This is a genomic window from Streptococcus bouchesdurhonensis (genome assembly GCF_948472335.1).
The window spans coordinates 160,155-183,086 of record NZ_CAOKTW010000006.1 but is presented as its reverse complement, the minus strand read 5'-3'; the positions used below and the strand labels follow the sequence as shown (position 1 = coordinate 183,086).

Annotated in this window: 19 protein-coding genes and 4 pseudogenes; 21 read left to right on the top strand and 2 right to left on the bottom strand. The window is 40.5% G+C overall.

Going from position 1 to position 22,932, the window contains the following annotated elements:
* Positions 1–6: 6 nt before the first annotated feature.
* Positions 7–722: pseudogene (locus QMQ21_RS11420) on the bottom strand (GntR family transcriptional regulator).
* Positions 723–1,067: 345 nt separating this feature from the next.
* Between QMQ21_RS11420 and QMQ21_RS11415 the strand changes: the two are divergent.
* The 19 genes and pseudogenes from QMQ21_RS11415 to QMQ21_RS11325 all read left to right on the top strand — a co-directional run.
* A pseudogene (locus tag QMQ21_RS11415) lies at positions 1,068–2,855 on the top strand (glycoside hydrolase family 35 protein).
* Complete coding sequence (locus tag QMQ21_RS11410; RefSeq protein WP_000156972.1) at positions 2,852–3,328, top strand: PTS sugar transporter subunit IIB; 477 nt, start codon at positions 2,852–2,854, stop codon at positions 3,326–3,328. The pseudogene QMQ21_RS11415 and the gene QMQ21_RS11410 overlap by 4 nt, the downstream one beginning before the upstream one ends.
* Positions 3,329–3,354: 26 nt before the next feature.
* Positions 3,355–4,260 (top strand): PTS mannose/fructose/sorbose/N-acetylgalactosamine transporter subunit IIC, encoded by a 906-nt coding sequence (locus QMQ21_RS11405; protein WP_000617007.1) that lies wholly within the window; start codon positions 3,355–3,357, stop codon positions 4,258–4,260.
* Positions 4,247–5,062, top strand: coding sequence for a PTS system mannose/fructose/sorbose family transporter subunit IID (locus QMQ21_RS11400; protein WP_000185300.1), 816 nt, complete (start codon positions 4,247–4,249; stop codon positions 5,060–5,062). Before QMQ21_RS11405 ends, QMQ21_RS11400 begins: the two co-directional genes overlap by 14 nt.
* A gap of 6 nt (positions 5,063–5,068) precedes the next feature.
* Complete coding sequence (locus QMQ21_RS11395; protein ID WP_007284837.1) at positions 5,069–5,473, top strand: PTS sugar transporter subunit IIA; 405 nt, start codon at positions 5,069–5,071, stop codon at positions 5,471–5,473.
* Between the two features lie 343 nt (positions 5,474–5,816).
* Entirely contained in the window at positions 5,817–6,983 is a 1,167-nt protein-coding gene (locus QMQ21_RS11390; protein ID WP_023935439.1) for an SIS domain-containing protein, read from the top strand.
* Positions 6,984–7,098: 115 nt separating this feature from the next.
* Positions 7,099–8,136 (top strand): aldose epimerase family protein, encoded by a 1,038-nt coding sequence (locus QMQ21_RS11385; protein WP_166735746.1) that lies wholly within the window; start codon positions 7,099–7,101, stop codon positions 8,134–8,136.
* Positions 8,137–8,336: 200 nt separating this feature from the next.
* Positions 8,337–9,191, top strand: a complete 855-nt coding sequence (locus QMQ21_RS11380; RefSeq protein WP_023935435.1) for a VOC family protein — start codon at positions 8,337–8,339, stop codon at positions 9,189–9,191.
* 140 nt (positions 9,192–9,331) lie between these two features.
* A complete protein-coding gene (locus QMQ21_RS11375) occupies positions 9,332–10,096 on the top strand; it encodes a nucleoside phosphorylase (protein ID WP_023935433.1) in 765 nt (254 codons plus the stop codon).
* A gap of 213 nt (positions 10,097–10,309) precedes the next feature.
* Positions 10,310–11,689: a TrkH family potassium uptake protein gene (locus QMQ21_RS11370; protein ID WP_000897723.1), complete on the top strand. Its 1,380-nt coding sequence runs from the start codon at positions 10,310–10,312 to the stop codon at positions 11,687–11,689.
* A gap of 13 nt (positions 11,690–11,702) precedes the next feature.
* On the top strand, positions 11,703–12,368 hold the full coding sequence (locus QMQ21_RS11365; protein ID WP_001283900.1) for a potassium channel family protein: 666 nt from the start codon (positions 11,703–11,705) through the stop codon (positions 12,366–12,368).
* 310 nt (positions 12,369–12,678) lie between these two features.
* The gene (locus QMQ21_RS11360; RefSeq protein ID WP_023935431.1) at positions 12,679–13,695 is read left to right on the top strand and encodes a glycosyltransferase family 2 protein; all 1,017 of its coding nucleotides are present in this window, start codon (positions 12,679–12,681) and stop codon (positions 13,693–13,695) included.
* A 115-nt stretch (positions 13,696–13,810) separates the two neighbouring features.
* On the top strand, positions 13,811–15,598 hold the full coding sequence (locus tag QMQ21_RS11355; protein WP_023935429.1) for a PavB family fibronectin-binding SSURE repeat adhesin: 1,788 nt from the start codon (positions 13,811–13,813) through the stop codon (positions 15,596–15,598).
* A 166-nt stretch (positions 15,599–15,764) separates the two neighbouring features.
* On the top strand, positions 15,765–16,463 hold the full coding sequence (locus tag QMQ21_RS11350; protein WP_000520643.1) for a response regulator transcription factor: 699 nt from the start codon (positions 15,765–15,767) through the stop codon (positions 16,461–16,463).
* A complete protein-coding gene (locus QMQ21_RS11345) occupies positions 16,460–17,512 on the top strand; it encodes a HAMP domain-containing sensor histidine kinase (protein ID WP_000769775.1) in 1,053 nt (350 codons plus the stop codon). The genes QMQ21_RS11350 and QMQ21_RS11345 overlap by 4 nt, the downstream gene beginning before the upstream one ends.
* Positions 17,513–17,706: 194 nt before the next feature.
* Positions 17,707–18,318, top strand: coding sequence for a 30S ribosomal protein S4 (gene rpsD / locus QMQ21_RS11340; RefSeq protein ID WP_000092760.1), 612 nt, complete (start codon positions 17,707–17,709; stop codon positions 18,316–18,318).
* Between the two features lie 163 nt (positions 18,319–18,481).
* Complete coding sequence (gene relB / locus QMQ21_RS11335; RefSeq protein ID WP_001101480.1) at positions 18,482–18,769, top strand: type II toxin-antitoxin system RelB/ParD family antitoxin; 288 nt, start codon at positions 18,482–18,484, stop codon at positions 18,767–18,769.
* Positions 18,759–19,106 carry a type II toxin-antitoxin system RelE/ParE family toxin gene (locus QMQ21_RS11330; protein WP_000395510.1) on the top strand — a complete coding sequence of 116 codons (348 nt, stop codon included), beginning with the start codon at positions 18,759–18,761 and terminating at the stop codon, positions 19,104–19,106. The genes relB and QMQ21_RS11330 overlap by 11 nt, the downstream gene beginning before the upstream one ends.
* 88 nt (positions 19,107–19,194) lie before the next feature.
* A pseudogene (locus QMQ21_RS11325) lies at positions 19,195–19,409 on the top strand (IS3 family transposase); the annotation flags it as partial.
* A gap of 121 nt (positions 19,410–19,530) precedes the next feature.
* On the opposite strand, the gene QMQ21_RS11320 reads toward QMQ21_RS11325, so the two are convergent.
* A complete protein-coding gene (locus QMQ21_RS11320; RefSeq protein ID WP_000427006.1) occupies positions 19,531–20,385 on the bottom strand; it encodes a helix-turn-helix domain-containing protein in 855 nt (284 codons plus the stop codon).
* Positions 20,386–20,477: 92 nt separating this feature from the next.
* Here QMQ21_RS11320 and QMQ21_RS11315 point away from each other — a divergent pair, with 92 nt between their 5' ends.
* A complete protein-coding gene (locus QMQ21_RS11315; RefSeq protein WP_000722388.1) occupies positions 20,478–21,716 on the top strand; it encodes a caspase family protein in 1,239 nt (412 codons plus the stop codon).
* Positions 21,717–21,736: 20 nt separating this feature from the next.
* Positions 21,737–22,806 (top strand): annotated as a pseudogene (locus QMQ21_RS11310) (N-acetylmuramoyl-L-alanine amidase family protein).
* Positions 22,807–22,932: the final 126 nt, after the last annotated feature.

Here is a 22,932-nt window from a genome sequence, read left to right as displayed (position 1 = left end):
TTCTTCTTAGTGATCACGGTCACATGAGATGAATTTAATCTTGTAGTAATCGATCGTTTGTAAGTTTCACTGTATTCTAAAACTTGGCCAGTTGATTCGAGTTTGGTGATTTTAGTTTGTAGGACAGTAGGGAATTGTTCATCGACTCCGAGGACTGAAGCCGCATGTTCTGGAGTTGGAAAGACTATTTCGTTGATTTCTTCAAAGTGTTCATCATTCATGTGAATGTGGTAGTCTAACTTGAAACGATTATAGATAGAACTATAGTATTCAAGGTTTGGATAATTTGCGTTGATATATTGTTCTGGGATGTAGGATGTATGGTAGATATAAACGACACCGTTTGATTCGCGGATACGTTCAATCTTGTAGTAGAATTGATCGCCGCGTAGACCCAATTTTTCCAAGTAAACAAGCTTGTTTCCGCGTTCAATTGAAAGAACAGTTACCTTATCATCTTTAGCATTGAAGAGTTCAATATCTGAAAACTCTACAAGCTTGTGTTTGCGTGCACGTGAAACGAAGGTTCCTTTTCCTTGTTGGCGGACAATATAGCCATCTTTGGCAAGGTCGTTTAAGGCGCGAACAACTGTGATAGAGCTGACATCGTACATTGAAATGAGTTCTGCTTCAGTGTAAAATTTATCTCCACTGCTAAACTGCCCAGAGATGATTTTATTTTTTAATTCGTCTTTTATGTATTGATATTTGGGAATTGCCATATTTTTACCTCTATTTTCCTTCTCCATAGAAAATTTTACCATAAAAGCGAAAAAAATAGTAGTCTTTTGAATAAAAAATTAGATAACAGATTAAAAAATTAAGTTACATAGGCATTGCTCATATTTTATAAATGTATTTTATACAAAATTATTTTAGGTTCTCTATTCCGAATGTAAAGAGCGTTTGAAATGGGTCTGAAAATGTTTGAAACTAATTGAACGTGTGTATAATAGTAAAATTACAGTAAATATTCCGACAATTTCTATTGACAATTCAAACAGATTGGTTTATAATTACTATAACAACGAGTGAAAGCGCAAACTTTGCAATCAAAAGGTAGTTTTATGACACGATTTGAGATACGAGACGATTTCTATTTAGATGGGAAACCGTTCAAGATTTTATCTGGCGCCATTCATTATTTTAGGATTCCTCCAGAGGATTGGTATCATTCGCTCTATAACTTGAAGGCTCTTGGTTTTAATACGGTAGAGACTTATGTGGCTTGGAATTTACACGAGCCTCGTGAGGGTGAGTTTCATTTTGAAGGAGCTCTGGATTTGGAGCGATTTCTACAGACAGCGCAAGACTTGGGTCTCTACGCTATCGTTCGTCCGTCTCCCTTCATCTGTGCGGAGTGGGAATTCGGTGGTTTACCAGCCTGGCTCTTAACCAAAGACATGAGGATTCGTTCTTCAGATCCTGCCTATATTGAGGCTGTCGGTCGCTATTATGATCAGCTCTTGCCACGACTGGTTCCACATCTGTTGGACAATGGTGGCAATATCCTCATGATGCAGGTTGAAAATGAGTATGGTTCTTATGGAGAAGATAAGGCTTACCTGAGAGCCATTCGACAGCTGATGGAAGAGCGTGGCGTAACCTGTCCTCTCTTTACATCAGATGGTCCTTGGAGAGCTACTCTGAAAGCGGGAACCTTAATCGAAGATGACCTCTTTGTAACAGGGAACTTTGGTTCTAAGGCACCTTACAACTTTTCACAGATGCAGGAATTCTTTGATGAGCATGGTAAGAAATGGCCACTCATGTGTATGGAGTTCTGGGATGGTTGGTTCAATCGCTGGAAAGAACCGATTATCACACGGGATCCTAAGGAATTGGCAGATGCAGTTCGAGAAGTTTTGGAACAAGGCTCCATCAATCTTTACATGTTCCACGGTGGTACAAACTTTGGTTTCATGAATGGTTGCTCAGCTCGAGGAACTTTGGATTTGCCACAAGTTACGTCTTATGATTACGATGCCCTTCTGGATGAAGAAGGAAATCCAACTGCTAAATATCTTGCAGTCAAGAAGATGATGGCAACACATTTCCAGAGTATCCGCAGTTAGAACCACTCTACAAAGAGAGTATGGAGTTGGATGCTATTCCAATAGTAGAAAAAGTTTCCTTGTTTGAAACCTTGGATAGCTTGTCAAGTCCAGTAGAAAGCCTCTATCCTAAAAAGATGGAGGAGCTGGGACAAAGCTATGGTTATCTTACTCTATCGAACAGAAACAAACTGGGATGCAGAAGAAGAAAGACTTCGTATCATTGACGGTCGAGATAGGGCCCAGCTGTATGTCGATGGTCAGTGGATTAAAACCCAATATCAGACAGAGATTGGGGAAGATATTTTTTATCAAGGTGAAAAGAAAGCGTTATCTAGGATTGACATATTGATAGAAAATATGGGGCGTGTCAACTATGGACACAAGTTCTTAGCAGATACGCAACGTAAGGGAATTCGGACAGGGGTTTGTAAGGATTTGCATTTCTTACTGAACTGGAAACACTATCCACTCCCACTAGACAATCCTAAGAAAATTGATTTTTCAAAAGGATGGACTCAAGGACAACCAGCCTTTTACGCTTATGACTTTACAGTCCAAGAGCCAAAAGATACTTACCTAGACTTGTCTGAGTTTGGTAAGGGAGTTGCCTTTGTCAATGGGCAGAATCTAGGACGTTTTTGGAACGTCGGCCCAACCCTCTCACTTTATATCCCTCATAGCTATCTCAAGGAAGGTGCCAACCGCATCATCATCTTTGAAACAGAGGGCCAATATAAAGAAGAGATTCATTTAACTCGTAAACCTACACTAAAACACATAAAGGGGGAAAACTTATGACAATTGTAGGATGCCGTATCGATGGACGTTTGATCCACGGACAAGTAGCCAATCTTTGGGCTGGAAAACTAAATGTTTCACGTATTATGGTTGTAGATGACGAAGTTGTCAACAACGATGTTGAAAAGAGTGGTTTGAAACTTGCGACACCACCAGGTGTAAAATTGAGTATTTTGCCAATTGAGAAAGCGGCAGCCAATATTCTTGCTGGTAAATACGATAGCCAACGTCTCTTTATCGTTGCTCGTAAACCAGACCGCTTCCTTGGTTTGGTAGAAGCAGGTGTACCACTTGAAACCCTTAATGTTGGGAATATGTCTCAAACACCAGAAACTCGCCCTATCACACGTTCTATCAACGTAGTAGACAAGGATGTGGAAGATTTCCACAAATTGGCAGAAAAAGGTGTTAAACTTACTGCTCAAATGGTTCCAAATGATCCAATTTCAGACTTTTTGAGCTTATTAAAATAGGAAAAAATTTTTAGGAGGTCATTGTTATGATACAATGGTGGCAAATTTTACTTCTCACTTTGTACTCAGCTTATCAAATCTGTGATGAGTTGACGATCGTTTCATCTGCAGGTTCCCCTGTATTTGCTGGTTTCATTACTGGTTTAATCATGGGAGATGTGACTACTGGTTTGCTTATCGGTGGTAACTTGCAACTGTTCGTTCTTGGGGTTGGTACCTTCGGTGGTGCTTCTCGTATCGACGCAACTTCTGGTGCGGTTCTTGCGACAGCCTTCTCTGTTTCACAAGGAATTGATGCACCGCTTGCCATTACTACAATCGCTGTACCAGTAGCAACTCTCTTGACTTACTTCGACGTTCTTGGTCGTATGACTACTACCTTCTTCGCTCACCGTGTGGATGCTGCCATCGAACGCTTTGACTATAAAGGTATTGAACGCAACTACTTGCTTGGTGCGATTCCTTGGGCTTTATCTCGTGCCCTTCCAGTCTTCTTTGCCCTTGCTTTTGGTGGTGAATTTGTACAAGGCGTAGTAGACTTCGTTACAAAATACCAATGGATTGCAGATGGTTTGACACTCGCAGGACGTATGCTTCCAGGTCTTGGATTTGCAATCTTGCTTCGTTACCTTCCAGTTAAACGTAACCTTCATTACCTTGCTATGGGATTTGGTTTGACAGCTATGTTGACTGTTCTTTACTCATATGTAACAGGTCTTGGTGGCGCTGTTGCTGGTATCGTAGGTACTCTTCCTGCTGAAGTTGCTGAAAAAATTGGTTTCGTGAACAACTTCAAAGGATTGTCTATGATTGGTATCTCTATCGTAGGTATTTTCCTTGCAGTGCTTCACTTCAAAAATAGCCAAAAAGTAGCTGTAGCAGCACCTTCTACACCATCAGAAAGTGGGGAAATCGAAGATGACGAATTCTAATTACAAACTAACAAAAGAAGATTTTAATCAAATCAACAAACGTAGCTTGTTTACTTTCCAATTAGGTTGGAACTACGAACGTATGCAAGCTTCTGGTTACCTTTACATGATCTTGCCTCAGTTGCGTAAAATGTATGGGGATGGAACTCCTGAATTGAAAGAAATGATGAAAGTTCATACTCAATTCTTCAATACTTCACCATTCTTCCATACTATTATCGCTGGTTTTGACCTTGCCATGGAAGAAAAAGATGGTGTAGGTTCAAAAGACGCCGTTAACGGTATCAAGACAGGTTTGATGGGACCATTCGCTCCTCTTGGGGATACAATCTTTGGTTCACTTGTACCTGCTATCATGGGGTCAGTCGCAGCAACTATGGCTATCGCTGGCCAACCTTGGGGGATCTTCCTTTGGATTGCAGTTGCAGTAGCGTATGACATCTTCCGTTGGAAACAGTTGGAATTTGCTTACAAAGAAGGGGTTAACCTTATCAACAACATGCAAAGTACCTTGACAGCTTTGATTGACGCTGCATCTGTACTTGGTGTCTTCATGATGGGTGCTCTTGTAGCAACAGTGATTAACTTTGAAATTTCTTACAAGTTGCCAATCGGTGAAAAGATGATTGATTTCCAAGACATCTTGAACCAAATCTTCCCACGTTTGCTTCCAGCAATCTTTACTGCCTTTATCTTCTGGTTGCTTGGTAAGAAAGGTATGAACTCTACTAAAGCTATCGGTATTATTATCGTACTTGCTTTGACTCTTTCTGCCCTTGGTCACTTTGCACTTGGAATGTAATTCCTTATGACTAAATCATTAATTTTGGTGAGCCATGGTCGCTTCTGTGAGGAGCTTAGAGGTAGCACAGAAATGATTATGGGTCCACAAGACAACATTTACACAGTAGCTCTTCTTCCAGAAGATGGCCCAGAAGAATTTACTGCTAAATTTGAAGCTGTTATTGAAGGGGTGGATGATTTCCTAGTCTTTGCGGATCTTCTCGGTGGGACACCTTGTAATGTGGTGAGTCGCTTGATCATGGAAGGTCGTGATATTGACCTTTACGCAGGGATGAATCTTCCAATGGTGATTGAATTTATCAATGCGAGCCTTACAGGCGCAGATGCGGACTACAAGAGCCGTGCTGCAGAAAGTATTGTGAAAGTTAATGACCTGTTAGCGGGCTTCGATGATGACGAAGATGAATAATACTCTTCGAAAATCTCTTCAAACTACGTCAACGTCGCCTTGCCGTAGGTATATGTTACTGACTTCGTCAGTCTTATCCGGCAACCTCAAAACGGTGTTTTGAGCTGACTTCGTCAGTTCTATCTGCAACCTCAAAGCAGTGCTTTGAGCTGACTTCGTCAGTCTTATCCGGCAACCTCAAAGCAGTGCTTTGAGCAGCCTGCGGCTAGTTTCCTACAGATTTTAGTTGGAACTCGATTCAATTCATGTGACAACGTGAAAATCGTTAGAGCATTTTATATAGAATATACATGGGAATGGAGTTTACTCCCATTCCCATATTTAATAGAAAAAGAGGAACTCAATGCTACATTATACAAAAGAAGACTTGCTCGAATTGGGTGCAGAAATCACTACGCGTGAAATCTACCAACAGCCTGATGTATGGAGAGAAGCTTTTGAATTTTATCAAGCAAAACGTGAAGAAATTGCAGCCTTCCTACAAGAAATCGCTGATAAACATGACTATATTAAGGTTATCTTGACAGGTGCTGGGACATCTGCTTATGTGGGAGATACCTTGCTACCTTACTTTAAGGAAGTCTATGACGAACGCAAATGGAATTTCAATGCCATTGCGACCACAGATATTGTTGCCAATCCAGAAACTTATTTGAAAAAAGATGTGGCAACTGTCCTTGTGTCTTTTGCTCGTAGTGGGAACTCGCCTGAAAGTGTGGCAACTGTTGATTTGGCCCAGGCCTTGGTGGATGAGCTTTACCAAGTGACGATTACTTGTGCAGCGGACGGTAAGTTGGCTCTTCAAGCTCATGGAGATGACCGCAATCTCTTGCTTTTGCAACCAGCTGCTTCCAACGATGCTGGCTTTGCTATGACTTCTAGCTTTACATCTATGATGTTGACAGCTCTCTTGGTCTTTGATCCTACAGAATTTGCTGTGAAAGCTGAACGTTTTGAAGTTGTGTCTAGTCTTGTCCGTAAAGTTTTAGACAATGCAGAAGATGTCAAAGAACTTGTTGACCTAGACTTTAACCGTGTCATCTATCTAGGTGCTGGTCCTTTCTTTGGACTTGCTCATGAAGCTCAGCTCAAGATTTTGGAATTGACAGCTGGTCAAGTGGCGACTATGTATGAAAGTCCTGTTGGCTTCCGTCACGGTCCAAAATCTCTTATCAACGAAAATACAGTTGTTTTGGTCTTTGGTACAAGGACAGACTACACTCGCAAGTACGACTTGGACTTGGTTCGTGAAGTTGCTGGTGATCAGATTGCTCGTCGTGTTGTGCTTTTGAGTGATCAAGCCTTTGGTCTTGAAAATGTCAAAGAAGTGGCCCTTGGTTGTGGCGGTGTCTTGAATGATATTTACCGTGTCTTCCCTTACATTGTTTATGCCCAACTCTTTGCCCTATTGACTTCACTCAAGGTAGAAAATAAACCTGATACACCGTCTCCTACAGGTACAGTAAACCGTGTGGTACAAGGTGTTATCATCCACGAATATCAAAAGTAAGACAGTGTTTATGAATTCTTGACAAGAGGATTTGTATATCATCAGGCAAACCATAGATTGTCAAGGCGCTTTCTATGGTTTGTTTGCTTGAGAGAAATAGTAAAAGGAGAACAGAATGAAAGCATACACAGAGCGTGTATTTGGAAATGTTGAGGGCAAGGATGTCTTGGCCTATCGATTTGAGACAGACGGTGGCTACCAGCTTGAGATTATGACTTATGGTGCGACCATCTTGCGCTATGTCACGCCTGACAAAGATGGAAGTTTTGCCAACGTTATCTTAGGTTTTGATGACTTTGCTAGCTATGTAGGCAATAGTCCCAAGCATGGAGCTAGCGTAGGTCCTGTGGCGGGCCGTATCGCAGGTGCGACCTTTGAGCTCAATGGTAAGACCTATGACCTTGAAGTCAACAATGCTAGCAACTGTAACCACAGTGGTTCAACTGGTTGGGATTCTAGCTTGTTTGAACTAGTTGAAGTGAGCGACCATGGTCTGACCCTCTATACAGAGCGTACAGATGGGACAGGGAGATTTCCTGGTAATCTCAAGATTTGGATTAGCTACAACTTGGAAGAAACTGGTGCTTACGAAATCAGCTACAAGGTAATGACCGATCAGGATACGCTGGTCAATCCAACCAACCACAGCTATTTCAACTTGTCTGGTGATTTCACGCAGACGATTGACCGTCATGTCTTCCAACTAAATACAGAGGGTATTTACCCAATCGCTCCCGACGGTGTTCCGGCCAAAACTCCAGATGCTAATCGTGATGTGGTTAAACACATCTACAATGGTGCTTTGTTGAAGGATATTTTTGCAGAAGAAGATGAGCAAATTCAGCTGGTGTCTGGTTTGGACCATCCATTTGCCCTTCCTGCAGGTCATGACAATGCTGGTTTCCTTTATGACCAAAACTCAGGTCGTTTCCTACTCTTCAAAACAGTGGCTCCTTGCTTTGTAGTCTACACAGCAAACTTTGTGGATGAGAGTGTACTTGTGGCTGGTCAGCCAATGGTGCAGCACAATGGGATTGCCCTTGAAGCGCAAGCTTTACCAGATGCCATTCACAGCGACCTCAAAGACCAAGTCATCCTTAAAGCTGGTCAAACCTTCACCAGTAAGACACGTTATGAACTTGTTGTGAAATAAAAAAGCTGGTCAAAAAGTCTTTAAAATTAAAATAACGCATATTGTCAGGTGATGAAAAGTTTGATAATATGCGTTTTATTATGAAATGATTTACTTTATATTATCCTGAAATGGTGTTATTTTTGAGTTATCTGGCTTGACTTTCTTGATGGAAATTATACAATAGTTGTAATAATTACAACGAGAAAAGAGGACCATTTATGACCTATGAATACAAGAGTCACATTTATTTGGCAGAGACAGTTTTAAATGTAAAGGATTTGGCCAGTCAAACAGCCTTTTATCAGCAAGTTATTGGTTTAGAAATCTTATCTCAAACTGAGACAGAGTCCATTCTAGGCCTTGGTGGAAAAGTCTTGGTACAGCTGATTCAAGCACAAGAGAGCGGAGAAGTGAGGGAACATTATGGTCTTTACCATTTGGCCATTCTCTTGCCCACACGCAAGGCTTTGGCTGATGTCTTGAAACACCTGACAGATTTACAAATTCCTCTTGTCGGCGGTGCAGACCATGGTTACAGTGAAGCTATTTACTTGGAAGATTTGGAGGGAAATGGCATTGAACTCTATCGAGATAAGCCGGTTTCCACATGGGATATTCGAGAAGATGGACGCATTATCGGAGTGACGGAGGCTCTTGCGGCGCAGGACATTTATGAGTTGGGGGAAAGAGTAGAGCCCTTTATCCTGGCAGAAGGTACGAGAATGGGGCATATTCATCTTTCAGTCAAGGATAGTCGAAAGTCCAGCCAGTTTTATCAAAAGGTGTTAGGGCTAGAGGATAAATTCAGTGTGCCTAGCGCTAGTTGGATTGCGGCTGGAGATTACCATCATCATTTAGCAGTTAACGAATGGGGAGGAAAAGGTCTGGCTTCGCGTAAGCAAGGCTTACCAGGTTTAGCCTACTATGTCATCGAAGTCGCACATAAAAAAGAACTGTTAACGATTGCCCAACGAGCACAAGAAGTTGACGCACCAATCAAATGGATGACATCGAGCCAATTGGAAATCACAGACTCAGATGGCATTGTGACTCGTATTTGCTTAGCTCGATAGACAGGATGTGATGAAAATCAGAGCATCAATTGTAGAAAGTGGTTTTTATTCTAGTATTAGCTTCTCCTCAGTGCATCAGCTTCTTTCTTGACACTTTGTCAGTTTTTGATACAATAGTACAAAATTAGAGGAGGTGGGTTATGATTCAGAAACATGCGATTCCCATTTTAGAGTTTGATGATAATCCTCAGGCGGTTATCATGCCCAATCACGAGGGGTTGGATTTACAGTTGCCAAAGAAGTGTGTCTATGCTTTCTTAGGTGAGGAGATTGACCGCTATGCGAGGGAAGTAGGAGCCAACTGTGTCGGCGAATTCGTTTCAGCCACCAAGACCTATCCAGTCTATGTCATCAACTACAAAGGTGAGGAAATTTGTCTGGCTCAGGCTCCTGTCGGTTCTGCTTCAGCAGCTCAGTTTATGGATTGGTTGATTGGCTATGGTGTGGAGCAGATTATTTCCACAGGTACCTGTGGTGTGCTAGCCGATATAGAGGAAAATGCCTTTCTAGTCCCTGTTCGCGCTCTGCGAGATGAAGGAGCCAGTTACCACTATGTGGCACCTTCTCGTTATATGGAAATGCAGCCAGAGGCTATTGCTGCCATTGAGCGAGTTTTGGATGATAGAGGGATTCCCTATGAAGAAGTCATGACCTGGTCTACAGATGGTTTTTACAGAGAAACGGCTGAAAAGGTGGCTTATCGTAAGGAAGAAGGCTGTGCTGTTGTGGAGATGGAGTGTGCTGCACTTGCGGCAGTAGCTCAACTGCGTGGGGTTCTCTGGGGTGAATTGTTGTTCACAGCTGATTCCTTAGCAGACTTGGACCAGTACGATAGTCGTGACTGGGGATCGGAAGCTTTTGAGAAGGCGTTAGAACTGAGTTTAGCAAGTGTTGTGCAACTTTAGTCGCTTTTCTCGGCAGTTTCTTATCTTAGTGAAGGAGAACTTTAAAAGCTTGATTGATGATTATTTTTTGCCGAATAAAATAGGAAGTCGGTAGTTTTTAGACGTTTCTAGAAATGGACGAGTTTGGATAACCTCTTTTTTAGGATAAGCGTACGCGATGTTTTGTCCATTCCTATTTGAGATATTTCTTTTGTTTTATGGTACAATGGAAACATGTTATTCAAATTATCTAAGGAAAAAATAGAGCTAGGCTTATCTCGTTTATCGCCAGCCCGTCGTATTTTTTTGAGTTTTGCCTTGGTCATTTTACTAGGCTCTCTTCTTTTGAGCTTGCCCTTTGTCCAAGTTGAAAGCTCACGAGCGACTTATTTTGATCATCTTTTCACTGCTGTCTCTGCAGTCTGTGTGACAGGTCTTTCAACCCTTCCAGTAGCTCACACATATAATATCTGGGGTCAAATAATCTGTTTGCTCTTGATTCAGATCGGTGGTCTAGGGCTCATGACCTTTATTGGGGTTTTCTATATCCAGAGCAAGCAAAAGCTTAGTCTTCGTAGCCGTGCAACTATTCAGGATAGTTTTAGTTATGGAGAAACTCGATCTTTGAGAAAGTTTGTCCATTCTATTTTTCTCACAACTTTTCTAGTTGAGGGTTTGGGAGCTCTATTCCTCAGTTTTCGTTTTGTTCCACAACTTGGCTGGGGGCGCGGTCTTTTTAGTTCCATTTTTCTAGCTATATCCGCCTTCTGTAATGCAGGTTTTGATAATTTGGGGAGCACCAGTTTATTTGCTTTTCAGACCGATTTACTGGTCAATCTGGTGATTGCAGGCTTAATTATTACAGGTGGTTTTGGCTTTATGGTCTGGTTTGATTTGGCTGGTCATGTAGGAAGAAAGAAAAAAGGGCGCCTGCACTTTCATACGAAGCTTGTACTATTATTGACTCTAGGTTTGTTGTTATTTGGAACGGCAACTACTCTCTTTCTTGAGTGGAACAATGCTGGAACGATTGGCAATCTCCCTGTTGCCGATAAGGTTTTAGTTAGCTTTTTTCAAACAGTGACGATGCGAACAGCAGGCTTTTCTACGATAGATTATACTCAGGCTCATCCTGTGACTCTTTTGATTTATATCTTACAGATGTTTCTAGGTGGGGCACCTGGGGGAACGGCTGGGGGGCTCAAGATTACGACATTTTTTGTCCTCTTGGTCTTTGCTCGAAGTGAGCTTTTGGGCTTGCCTCATGCCAATGTTGCGAGACGAACGATTGCGCCGCGAACGGTTCAAAAATCCTTTAGTGTCTTTATTATCTTTTTGATGAGCTTCTTGGTAGGATTGATCCTGCTAGGGATGACAGCCAAAGGCAATCCTCCCTTTATCCACCTCATATTTGAAACCATTTCAGCTCTTAGTACAGTTGGTGTAACGGCAAATTTGACTTCTGATCTTGGGAAATTGGCTCTCAGTGTTATCATGCCACTTATGTTTATGGGACGAATTGGTCCCTTGACCTTGTTTGTTAGCTTGGCAGATTACCATCCAGAAAAGAAAGATATGATTCACTATATGAAAGCAGATATTAGTATTGGTTAAGAAAGGAAAGAGAATGTCAGATCGTACGATTGGAATTTTAGGATTGGGAATTTTTGGGAGCAGTGTCCTAGCTGCCCTAGCCAAGCAGGATATGAATATTATCGCTATTGATGACCACGCAGAGCGCATCAATCAGTTTGAGCCAGTTTTGGCGCGTGGAGTGATTGGTGACATCACAGATGAAGAATTATTGAGATCAGCAGGGATTGATACCTGCGATACCGTTGTCGTCGCGACAGGTGGAAATCTGGAGTCGAGTGTGCTTGCGGTTATGCACTGTAAGAGTTTGGGGGTACCGACTGTTATTGCTAAGGTCAAAAGTCAGACTGCTAAGAAAGTGCTAGAAAAGATTGGAGCTGACTCGGTTGTCTCGCCAGAGTATGAAATGGGGCAGTCTCTAGCACATACCATTCTTTTCCATAATAGTGTTGGTGTCTTTCAGTTGGATAAAAATGTCTCTATTGTGGAGATGAAAATTCCTCAGTCTTGGGCAGGTCAAAGTCTGAGTAAATTAGACCTCCGTGACAAATATAATCTGAATATTTTGGGCTTCCGAGAGCAGGAAAATTCCCCATTGGATGTTGAATTTGGACCAGATGACCTCTTGAAGGCAGATACCTATATTTTGGCGGTCATCAACAACCAGTATTTGGATACCCTAGCAGCATTGAATTTGTAAAAGAGGGAGCTTCCCTCTTTTTTGATGTTTAAGATGGTAAATAGAGACAGAAGCCTTGTATTCTAGTAAAAGTTCTTCAAAGGCTGGACTTTATTGTAGAATAGAAAGCAGTGACAAGAGAGAGTAATACTCTTCGAAAGTCAAATTTAAACCACGTCAACGTCACCTTGCCGTAGGTATAGGTAACTGACTTCGTCAGTTCTATCTGCAACCTCAAAACAGTGTTTTGAGCAACCTGCGGCTAGTTTCCTAGTTTGCTCTTTGATTTTCGAAGAGTATAAGAAAAATCAGTCCCCTAAAGGAGTAGATTATGAAGTTATTGTCTATCGCCATTCCTAGCTATAATGCTGCAGCCTATCTTCATTACTGTGTGGAGTCGCTAGTGATTGGTGGTGAGCAAGTTGAGATCTTGATTATCAATGATGGGTCTCAGGACCAGACTCAGGAAATCGCTGAGCGTTTAGCCGACAAGTATCCTAACATCGTTAGAGCCATTTATCAGGAAAATAAGGGCCATGGCGGTGCGGTCAATCGTGGCTTGGTAGAGGCTTCTGGGCGCTATTTTAAAGTAGTTGACAGTGATGACTGGGTGGATCCTCGTGCCTACTTGAAAACTCTTGAAACCTTGCAGGAACTTGAGAGTAAGGGTCAAGAGGTTGACGCCTTTGTAACTAATTTTGTTTACGAAAAGGAAGGTCAGTCTCGTAAGAAGAGTATGTGCTACGAGTCAGTCTTGCCTGTTCGGCAGATTTTTGGCTGGGACCAGGTCGGAAATTTCTCCAAAGGCCAGTATATCATGATGCACTCGCTGATTTATCGGACAGATTTGTTGCGTGCTAGCCAGTTCCAACTGCCTGAGCATACTTTTTATGTCGATAATCTCTTTGTCTTCACCCCTCTTCAGCAGGTCAAGACCATGTACTATCTGCCTGTCGATTTCTATCGTTATTTGATTGGGCGTGAGGACCAGTCTGTCAATGAGCAAGTGATGATTAAGCGCATTGACCAGCAACTTAAAGTCAATCGACTCTTGGTAGACCAGCTTGATTTATCCCAAGTGAGCCACCCCAAAATGCGAGAATATCTGCTGAATCATATCGAGATTACGACGGTGATTTCCAGTGCCCTGCTCAATCGAGCAGGTACAGCAGAGCATTTGGCAAAAAAACGGGAGCTGTGGACCTATATTCAGCAGGAAAATCCAGAGGTTTTTCAGGCTATCCGTAAGACCATGCTCAGCCGTTTGACCAAACATTCAGTCTTGCCAGCTCGCAAACTGTCCAATGTCGTCTATCAAATCACCAAATCTGTTTATGGATTTAATTGATATAAGTATTTTATAAGAGGGATTTAAGAAAAATTTTAATTTTTTCTTAGTCCTTTTTAATTTTAGGATATTATACTAGAGTCATCAAATAAAGAAAAACTCTAAGGAGAACCCTATGAAATTCAATCCAAATCAAAGATATACTCGTTGGTCTATTCGCCGTCTCAGTGTCGGTGTTGCCTCAGTTGTTGTGGCTAGTGGCTTCTTTGTCCTAGTTGGTCAGCCAAGTTCTGTACGTGCCGATGGGGTCAATCCGACCCCTGCTCAAGTTGTACCTGAAGAGACATCGGGAACGAAAGAGGGTGACTTAGCAGAAACTCAGGGAGATACTGTTCTTGCTCAAGCGAAACCTGAGGTCGTTGCTGGAAATACGAACTCACTTTCTACACCTACAGAAGTAACTGAAGTGAGCGAGGAGACAAGCCCTTCTCGTCTGGATACACTTTTTGAAAAAGGTGAAGAAGCTCAAGAAAATTCAGAGCTAGCAGATGTCTTAAAAGAAGCTGTAGATACAGCTGATGTGGATGGGAAACAAGCAAGTCCAGAAGATATTAAAAAAGCTGTCGATGAGGATGTTAAAGACAGTATCGATGTCCCAGCGGGCTATCTAGAACAAGCCAAAGCTTCCGGTCCTTTCTTGGCTGGTGTAAACAAACCGCTTAAATATGAACTTTTCGCAGGAGATGGTATGTTGACTCGTCTCTTGCTCAAAGCATCTGACAAGGCTCCATGGTCAGATAATGGTAAGGATAAAAATGAAAAAATTCCACCAGTGAAAAATTTACCTGATGGCAAGTATTACTATCAAGTATCTTTGAATGGTAACACTACAGGTAAGCAAGATCAGGATTTATTAGATACACTTCGTACTAATGGTACAAATACCTATGAAGCTACCCTGACTGTCTATGAAGCAGCCGGTGATAAACCAAATTTGAATAAGGTTGTCAAGGAACGTAAAGTCAATATTACCTTGAACGGTCTTGTAACAAGAAGCGATGTCAAATCTGCAGTTAAAAACAACATCAAAGACAGTATCGATGTTCCAGCAGCCTACCTAGAACAAGCCAAGGGTGAAGGTCCATTCACAGCAGGTGTCAACCATGTGATTCCATACGAACTATTCGCAGGTGATGGCATGTTGACTCGTCTCTTGCTTAAGGCATCTGACAAGGCTCCATGGTCAGATAATGGCGACGCTAAAAACCCAGCCCTATCTCCACTAGGCGAAAACGTGAAGACCAAAGGGCAATACTTCTATCAAGTAGCCTTGGACGGAAACGTGGCTGGCAAAGAAAAACAAGAACTCATTGACCAGTTTCGAGCAAACGGCACTAAAACCTACAGCGCTACAGTCAATGTCTATGGCAACAAAGATGGTAAAGTAGATTTGACAAATGTCGTAGCAGCTAAAAAAGTTACTATTAAGATAAATGTTAAAGAAACATCAGACACAGCAAATGCTTCATTCTCATCTTCTAACTCTGGTTCTGGCGTGACTCCGATGAATCACAATCCTGCTACAGGTGCGACTCATCAAACAGCTGCTGACCATAAGGACATGATGGCACCAGCCAAAGAGACTGATAAAGCAATGCCAGCAAATGACCAAATGGAAAAATCAGGTATGAAGACTGAGACTCCAGCTCCAAGTACTACAGATAGCATGCCTGCTGACACCATGACAAGCTCTACCAATACGATGGCAGGTGAAAATATGGCTGCTTCTGCTAACAAGATGTCTGATACGATGATGTCAGACAAGATGATGTCAGATGATAAAGCTATGCTACCAAATACTGGTGAAGCTCAAACATCAATGGCAAGTATTGGTTTCCTTGGGCTTGCGCTTGTAGGTTTACTCGGTGGTCTAGGTTTGAAAAACAAAAAAGAAGAAAACTAATCAGCTAAGGAAATAAATGATGGATAGTGGGCTGACTAAGGCTAGTTTACCAACTCAATCAGCAATCAGGACTTTCTTTCAATAGCAGATTAAAATCATCGTAAAACAATAAAAATAGTGTTATACTTAAAGCAGTATAGCACTGTTTTTATCAAAGGAGAGACAGATGGGAAAGACAATTTTACTCGTTGACGACGAGGTAGAAATCACCGATATTCATCAGAGATACTTAATTCAGGCAGGTTATCAGGTCTTGGTAGCCCATGATGGACTGGAAGCGCTAGAGCTGTTCAAGAAAAAACCGATTGATTTGATTATCACAGATGTCATGATGCCTCGGATGGATGGTTATGATTTAATCAGTGAGGTTCAATACTTATCACCAGAGCAACCTTTCCTATTTATTACTGCTAAGACCAGTGAACAGGACAAGATTTACGGCCTGAGCTTGGGAGCAGATGATTTTATTGCTAAGCCTTTTAGCCCACGTGAGCTGGTTTTGCGTGTCCATAATATTTTGCGCCGCCTTCATCGTGGGGGCGAAACAGAGCTGATTTCCCTTGGCAATCTAAAAATGAATCATAGTAGTCATGAAGTTCAAATAGGAGAAGAAATGCTGGATTTAACTGTTAAATCATTTGAATTGCTGTGGATTTTAGCTAGCAATCCAGAGAGAGTTTTCTCCAAGACAGACCTCTATGAAAAAGTCTGGCAAGAAGACTATGTGGATGACACCAATACCTTGAATGTGCATATCCATGCTCTTCGACAGGAGTTGGCAAAATATAGTAGTGACCAAACGCCCACTATTAAGACAGTTTGGGGGTTGGGATATAAGATAGAGAAACCGAGAGGACAAACATGAAACTAAAAAGTTATATTTTGGTTGGATATATTATTTCAACCCTCTTAACCATTTTGGTTGTTTTTTGGGCTGTTCAAAAAATGCTGATTGCGAAAGGCGAGATTTACTTTTTGCTTGGGATGACCATCGTTGCCAGCCTTGTCGGTGCTGGGATTAGTCTCTTTCTCCTATCGCCGGTCTTTACGTCGTTGGGCAAACTCAAGGAGCATGCCAGGCGGGTAGCGGACAAGGATTTTCCTTCAAATTTGGAGGTTCAAGGCCCTTTAGAATTTCAACAATTAGGCCAAGCTTTTAATGAAATGTCCCATGATTTGCAGGCAAGCTTTGATTCCTTGGAAGAAAGCGAACGAGAAAAGGGCTTGATGATTGCCCAGTTGTCGCATGATATCAAGACTCCTATCACTTCAATCCAAGCGACGGTAGAAGGGATTTTGGATGGGGTTATCAAGGAAGGAGAACAGGACCATTATCTAGCAACCATTGGACGCCAGACGGAAAGACTCAATAAACTGGTTGAGGAGTTGAATTTTTTGACCCTAAACACAGCTAGAAATCAGGTGGAAACGACCAGCAAAGACAGCATTTTTCTGGATCAGCTCTTGATTGAGTGCATGAGTGAATTTCAGTTTTTGATTGAGCAGGAGAGAAGAGATGTCCACTTGCAGGTAATCCCAGAGTCTGCCCGGACTGAAGGAGATTATGCTAAGCTTTCTCGTATCTTGGTGAATCTGCTCAATAACGCTTTTAAATACTCTGCTCCAGGAACCAAGCTGGAAGTGGTGGCTAAGCTGGAGAAGAACCAGCTTTCAATCAGTGTGACCGATGAGGGGCAGGGCATTGCCCCAGAGGATTTGGAGAATATTTTCAAACGCCTTTATCGTGTCGAAACTTCGCGTAACATGAAAACAGGTGGGCATGGTCTTGGTCTTGCGATTGCGCGTGAATTGGCTCATCAATTGGGTGGGGAAATCACAGTCAGCAGCCAGTACGGTCTAGGAAGTACCTTTACCCTCCTTCTCAATCTCTCTGGTAGTGAAAATAAAGCCTAAAACCCCTTTACAAATCCAGCTATTCATGGTAAAATAGATTTTGTGTGAAATATCAGCAGGAAAGCATGAAGCTCGTCAACAGGTGTCTTATGATAAGTAACCTTGGCTGTTTAGGCGAAGGGCATCTGCACGAATCAGGGCTTTCTAAGTGACTATTTCCACCGAAATATTATTTATATCAGGAGGACATTCACATGTCACGTTATACAGGACCATCTTGGAAACAATCTCGTCGCCTTGGCCTTTCACTTACAGGTACAGGTAAAGAATTGGCACGTCGTAACTACGTACCAGGACAACACGGACCAAACAACCGTTCTAAATTGTCAGAATACGGTTTGCAATTGGCTGAAAAACAAAAACTTCGTTTCACTTACGGTGTAGGTGAAAAACAATTCCGTAACTTGTTCGTACAAGCTACAAAAATCAAAGGCGGAATCCTAGGTTTCAACTTTATGCTTCTTTTGGAACGTCGTTTGGATAACGTTGTTTACCGTCTTGGTCTTGCGACTACTCGTCGTCAAGCTCGTCAGTTCGTAAACCACGGTCACATCCTTGTTGACGGGAAACGCGTTGATATCCCATCATACCGCGTAACTCCAGGTCAAGTGATCTCAGTTCGTGAAAAATCATTGAAAGTTCCAGCAATCCTTGAAGCAGTAGAAGCTACTCTTGGACGTCCAGCATTCGTATCATTCGACGCTGAAAAATTGGAAGGTTCATTGACTCGCTTGCCAGAACGCGACGAAATCAACCCAGAAATCAACGAAGCACTTGTCGTTGAATTCTACAACAAGATGTTGTAATATTTTATTAAATATGATAGGCTGTAAAGCCTTGAAACTAAGCACTTTAGGCCTCTATCCTAGAGTGCTTTTTTGATTTCTCTTAGTATCCAGCTATAATCGTTGAGACATAACTAGACCGATATAGTCCAAAGTGATATAATAGTCTAAAGGAGGTGCTACCATGAATGTTTTAGAAAAAAACACACAGGTAAATTTTAAGACTAACAGAGACTTGTTAGAGAAAGCTAAAGCTATTATCACAGCGCAAAATCTTGATATGACAGCCAGTTTTAACTTGTTTTTAGAACACATTGTAGAAAATAAAGCCTTGCCATTTGAAACTCAAGTAGATAAAGAAAGAGAAGAACTTCTATCAAGGTTGCGTGCTGAAATTGCTCGTAGCTTTGAGGATTTAGAACATGGAAGAACTTACAGTCTTGATGAAGTGAGGGCTAACCTTGGAATTTAACGAGAAGGCATATAGCATCATTATCTCCGAAACGGTACAAGAACAGCTAAGAGGTATTAAAGATTATATCTCAGCTAACTACTTTTCAGAACAGGCAGGAGCAAACACAGTTAAGAATGTTCTTTATGGTTTGGAGCGTCTTGAAGTCTTCCCAGAAGCAGGATTTGATGCTGACGAAAGAGTAGGAGGGATTATATACCCACCCCACAAAACTCGATGCATCATTTTAGGAGATTACCTAGCATTCTATCATATTTTAGAGGACAGAAAAGCTGTCTTTGTATCAGATATTATTCATAGCAAACAGGACTACATCCGCTTGTTCAAGAAAAAATAGCGCCTATATATGAACTGCACCCCAAAAGTTAGATTTTTTCTGTCTAACTTTTGGGGTGCAGTTCAATTGGAATGTCCTTATTTTTATTATGGGATTGACAAATGAGGTTAAGGTTCAGATCTATGAACTTAGAAAGCAAGTACAAATCTTTAATCAGCTTTCAAAAAGATTTTGTGTAGATGTTTCGGGCTAAGGTATGTGACAAGATGAATTGATCGTTATGGAATAGAGAGTGTTAAAAATGGGAAGAATCGTTACTATTCCCCTGAATTAAAACAAGAAATAATCAATAAAAGCCTATATAATAACAAATGTATTAAAACTAAGAAAGACTTAGCTCAGTGTAATACAGAACCAAATCTTATAGATAAATTATTTGTCTAATTTTTTAGGAATTATATCTCTAAACAATATCATTTAACAATTAAATTGTTAGATCTAGCTTAAATTTCTGGTTTAATTCATTTATTGTATCACTATCATTATATTCCTTAAATATTCTCATAGCTTTAGAACATTCTTTTTTACCTAACTCTATTTGATTAGTTTTTATAAGATAAATACCTTTTAGGAAGAGTAAATAATTCTTTTCAAAATAATATCCTTGTCTGGTCAGTAAATTTTCTAAATCATCTATAAAAAATTGAGCGTTATTTAACAAATTATTTTTTAATAATAATTCTAAATTAAATAAATATAAAGGAATTACTCTATGTGTTCCCATATTTGTTTTTAAAAAATGTCGTGTTTTCTTGATTACCGCTCTATATAATAAGCTTATGGTTTTAGTGTTCATAAAAAACACCGAATTATAAAAAATTTTCAGTTCATACTCCATCCAAGTATCTACCGAAAGCAAATACTTTATTATCTCATTGCATTTAGATGTATTATAAGGAAGATTTACAAGGCGATTAATCTGTTGTTCAGCAATCAATTTTATGTGAAAATTGCATAAACTTCTTTCCTGCTTTTGTTTTAGCTCTATTTTCTTTATTAGTTCTTGTAACAAAATGATATCTGAAGAGTTTACAGCATGTTCTAATTCTTCAAAAAAGCATTCTTTTTTGGAATAATAGCAATGAACTAATTCTTCAAATTCCGAAAATGATATCCCCAGGCGATTTAACAATATGTAAAAATGATCAATAGATAATTTTGTAATCCCATTTTCGAAACGAGAAATAGTTGACTCACTAATCTTATCACAAGCCAAATCTTTAAGACGAAAATTTTTTGAAATACGGATATCCTTTAAAACTGCTCCAAAATTTTCCATAGTATTCCTCTTCCATTTCTGCAAAAAATAAAACCTGTTTTTTTATTTGTGATATGATTATACAAAAATAAAACAGAAAGGACAATATGATTATGAAAAAAATTTTATTGTCATCAGTTGCTTTACTGAGCCTAGTGGCAACACTACCAGTAAATAGTCCAGTTTCTGCTCAAGAATCTATCTCTCCCAAGTCTTATAGTCACTCTAATGGCAGTTGGATTCAATCGAATAGCCGTTGGTGGTATAAACACTCTGACGGTTCTTACACTAAAAACGGGTGGGAAAAGATCAATGAAATCTGGTACTATTTTGATAGTGAAGGTTGGATGAAAACAGGTTGGTTTAATGAATATGGAAATTGGTATTATCTAGATACTAGTGGTGCTATGAAAACAGGATGGTGTTTGATTTCTGGTAGTTGGTACTATTTAAATACTAGCGGTGTCATGCAAACTGGCCTACAGACTATCGAAGGAAAACAATATTATTTGGCTGCCAGCGGTGCTATGCAGACAGGTTGGCACAATATTGGAGATGATACTTATTTCTTTGCTAGTAGTGGAGCAAGACAAACGATTAATCGCCGTGCTTTAGTTCTTGGTGAAACATCAACGAGAGCAGTACCTATCGAAGACGTTAATGCTATGGAAAAGGTTTTTGGTAACCAAAACTTTAGTAAAGTTGTTCGTTTCCCAGATAAAACTAAGTCCGAGATTATTGCAAAAACGCAAGAGCTTTTCAAATCTTCTATCGAAAGCGATGTGAACTATCTTTACCTTACTTGTCATGGAGGAAGAGACGGAAGAATCTATCTTGGTAGCGATGGTCAGACATTTTCAGGCTGGGAATTGGCATCTATACTGAAACAATATAAAGGTAAGTTTGTGGTTATGCTGGATTGTTGCTATTCAGGAACAATTATAGATGTAGGTAAGTCAGACAAAAAGGTTGCCTCCAAGTCTGAAGAAAAATTTGATGAACAAGCATTTTTGGCAGGATTTTCAACAGGAGATGTAGCAAGCAAGAATGGTGAAATGCTTGATTCTAAATTCCTCGTACTATGTGCCTCTTGGAAAGGCGAAGAATCGTATAGTGTAGTCGGAGTAGGTAGTCTTGCCACCAGATACTGGGCAATGGGTACAGGTTGGGATTCACTTCAAAATAGAATGATTTCGCCTATGGCAGACACCAATACTAACGGAAAAATTACTTTAGAGGAACTGTATCAATACTCTTATCCTCTAGTCCTTGAAGCTGCATCACAAATTCACGAAGAGCAACATGTATCAGTTTATCCTAAAAACAGTCAATTTGTTTTATTCCAAAAATAAGGAGTTAAGAAAATGAAAGTATCAAAAAAATCACACTATTTGGTTATCTCTAGCAGGTCTAGCTTTATTAGCTTTCCCTCATTCAGGTCAAGCCTTTGAGTTGGAAGAAGAATGGGTTATTAAGGGTGGGGTTAAGTATCAAGATGGCAAAATTCTTCGATTTAACAATGGCCATGAAGTGGATATCAAAGTCTTGGATTTGCCAAAAACTGAGAAAATCGAGTGGACGGTTAGTCTCAATGGTCAAGATCAGACTATCAATTTCCTAGGTCAAGAAAAGGACAAATCTATGGTCGGTACAGAGGGGCGTTACCTGAATTTCTATGTACCTTATGGCTATAGAGGAGATATCAAGGTAGAAGCCAAGAGCGGAAATGAAGTAAAGACCTGGTCCACTAAAGTAGTAGATGATGTATATAATGATGGCGGAAAGAGTGGTTACTTCCGTATTGACGAATCAAATGATCAACACACCTACCTTGATGCAAAATGGGACTATCAAACTAAGACCTACACTGCTACCTTACCAGAGACTCTCAATCAAAAAGTGTTTGCTTGGGAAGACGACTATGTAGAATTGAAACTTCAAAAACCAGGAGTTATCAGTCATTCCTACAGAGGGGGAGGAGCCTTCAAAATACTTTATCCGATTCTAAAAGCAGAAAGCTGGCTAAAAAAGAATTACAGTGAAAAGTGGTACTATCAAAAACAAGGTCAATTAGTTAAAAATGCTTGGGTTAAGGACAAGGGAACTTGGTACTTTATGAATGATAAAGGAGTCATGTTCAATCAAACTTGGCTCTATCAGGGTGGCAACTGGTATGCCTTTAAATCATCAGGAGCTATGATTGCTAGCAATTGGCTATATGATAATAACTCTTGGTATTACCTAAAGGACTCAGGTTCTATGGCGACAGGTTGGATCAAAGATAGTGGATCTTGGTATTATCTAAACAACTCAGGTTCTATGGTAACAGGATGGGTAAAAGATAGTGGATCTTGGTACTACCTTGCTTCAACTGGTAAGATGCTTCACAACACCTATACACCTGATGGTTACTATGTAGATGCCAGTGGCGCTTGGAAATAAATTTTAAACAGAGAAAATCTACTGAGAAGGTAGGTTTTCTTTTTTAGTCAGTGAATAATATATAGTAGATTGAAACTAGAATAGTACATCTGGACTTCTAAAACATTACTAGAAATTGATTTGATT

Coding starts and splice junctions, on each gene's coding strand:
- rpsD (WP_000092760.1), top strand. CDS start 17,707: ATGTCACGTTATACAGGACCATCTTGGAAACAATCTCGTCGCCTTGGC.
- relB (WP_001101480.1), top strand. CDS start 18,482: ATGAATGTTTTAGAAAAAAACACACAGGTAAATTTTAAGACTAACAGA.
- QMQ21_RS11390 (WP_023935439.1), top strand. CDS start 5,817: ATGCTACATTATACAAAAGAAGACTTGCTCGAATTGGGTGCAGAAATC.
- QMQ21_RS11365 (WP_001283900.1), top strand. CDS start 11,703: ATGTCAGATCGTACGATTGGAATTTTAGGATTGGGAATTTTTGGGAGC.
- QMQ21_RS11395 (WP_007284837.1), top strand. CDS start 5,069: ATGACTAAATCATTAATTTTGGTGAGCCATGGTCGCTTCTGTGAGGAG.
- QMQ21_RS11370 (WP_000897723.1), top strand. CDS start 10,310: ATGTTATTCAAATTATCTAAGGAAAAAATAGAGCTAGGCTTATCTCGT.
- QMQ21_RS11320 (WP_000427006.1), bottom strand. CDS start 20,385: ATGGAAAATTTTGGAGCAGTTTTAAAGGATATCCGTATTTCAAAAAAT.
- QMQ21_RS11405 (WP_000617007.1), top strand. CDS start 3,355: ATGATACAATGGTGGCAAATTTTACTTCTCACTTTGTACTCAGCTTAT.
- QMQ21_RS11380 (WP_023935435.1), top strand. CDS start 8,337: ATGACCTATGAATACAAGAGTCACATTTATTTGGCAGAGACAGTTTTA.
- QMQ21_RS11385 (WP_166735746.1), top strand. CDS start 7,099: ATGAAAGCATACACAGAGCGTGTATTTGGAAATGTTGAGGGCAAGGAT.
- QMQ21_RS11345 (WP_000769775.1), top strand. CDS start 16,460: ATGAAACTAAAAAGTTATATTTTGGTTGGATATATTATTTCAACCCTC.
- QMQ21_RS11350 (WP_000520643.1), top strand. CDS start 15,765: ATGGGAAAGACAATTTTACTCGTTGACGACGAGGTAGAAATCACCGAT.
- QMQ21_RS11355 (WP_023935429.1), top strand. CDS start 13,811: ATGAAATTCAATCCAAATCAAAGATATACTCGTTGGTCTATTCGCCGT.
- QMQ21_RS11315 (WP_000722388.1), top strand. CDS start 20,478: ATGAAAAAAATTTTATTGTCATCAGTTGCTTTACTGAGCCTAGTGGCA.
- QMQ21_RS11360 (WP_023935431.1), top strand. CDS start 12,679: ATGAAGTTATTGTCTATCGCCATTCCTAGCTATAATGCTGCAGCCTAT.
- QMQ21_RS11375 (WP_023935433.1), top strand. CDS start 9,332: ATGATTCAGAAACATGCGATTCCCATTTTAGAGTTTGATGATAATCCT.
- QMQ21_RS11400 (WP_000185300.1), top strand. CDS start 4,247: ATGACGAATTCTAATTACAAACTAACAAAAGAAGATTTTAATCAAATC.
- QMQ21_RS11410 (WP_000156972.1), top strand. CDS start 2,852: ATGACAATTGTAGGATGCCGTATCGATGGACGTTTGATCCACGGACAA.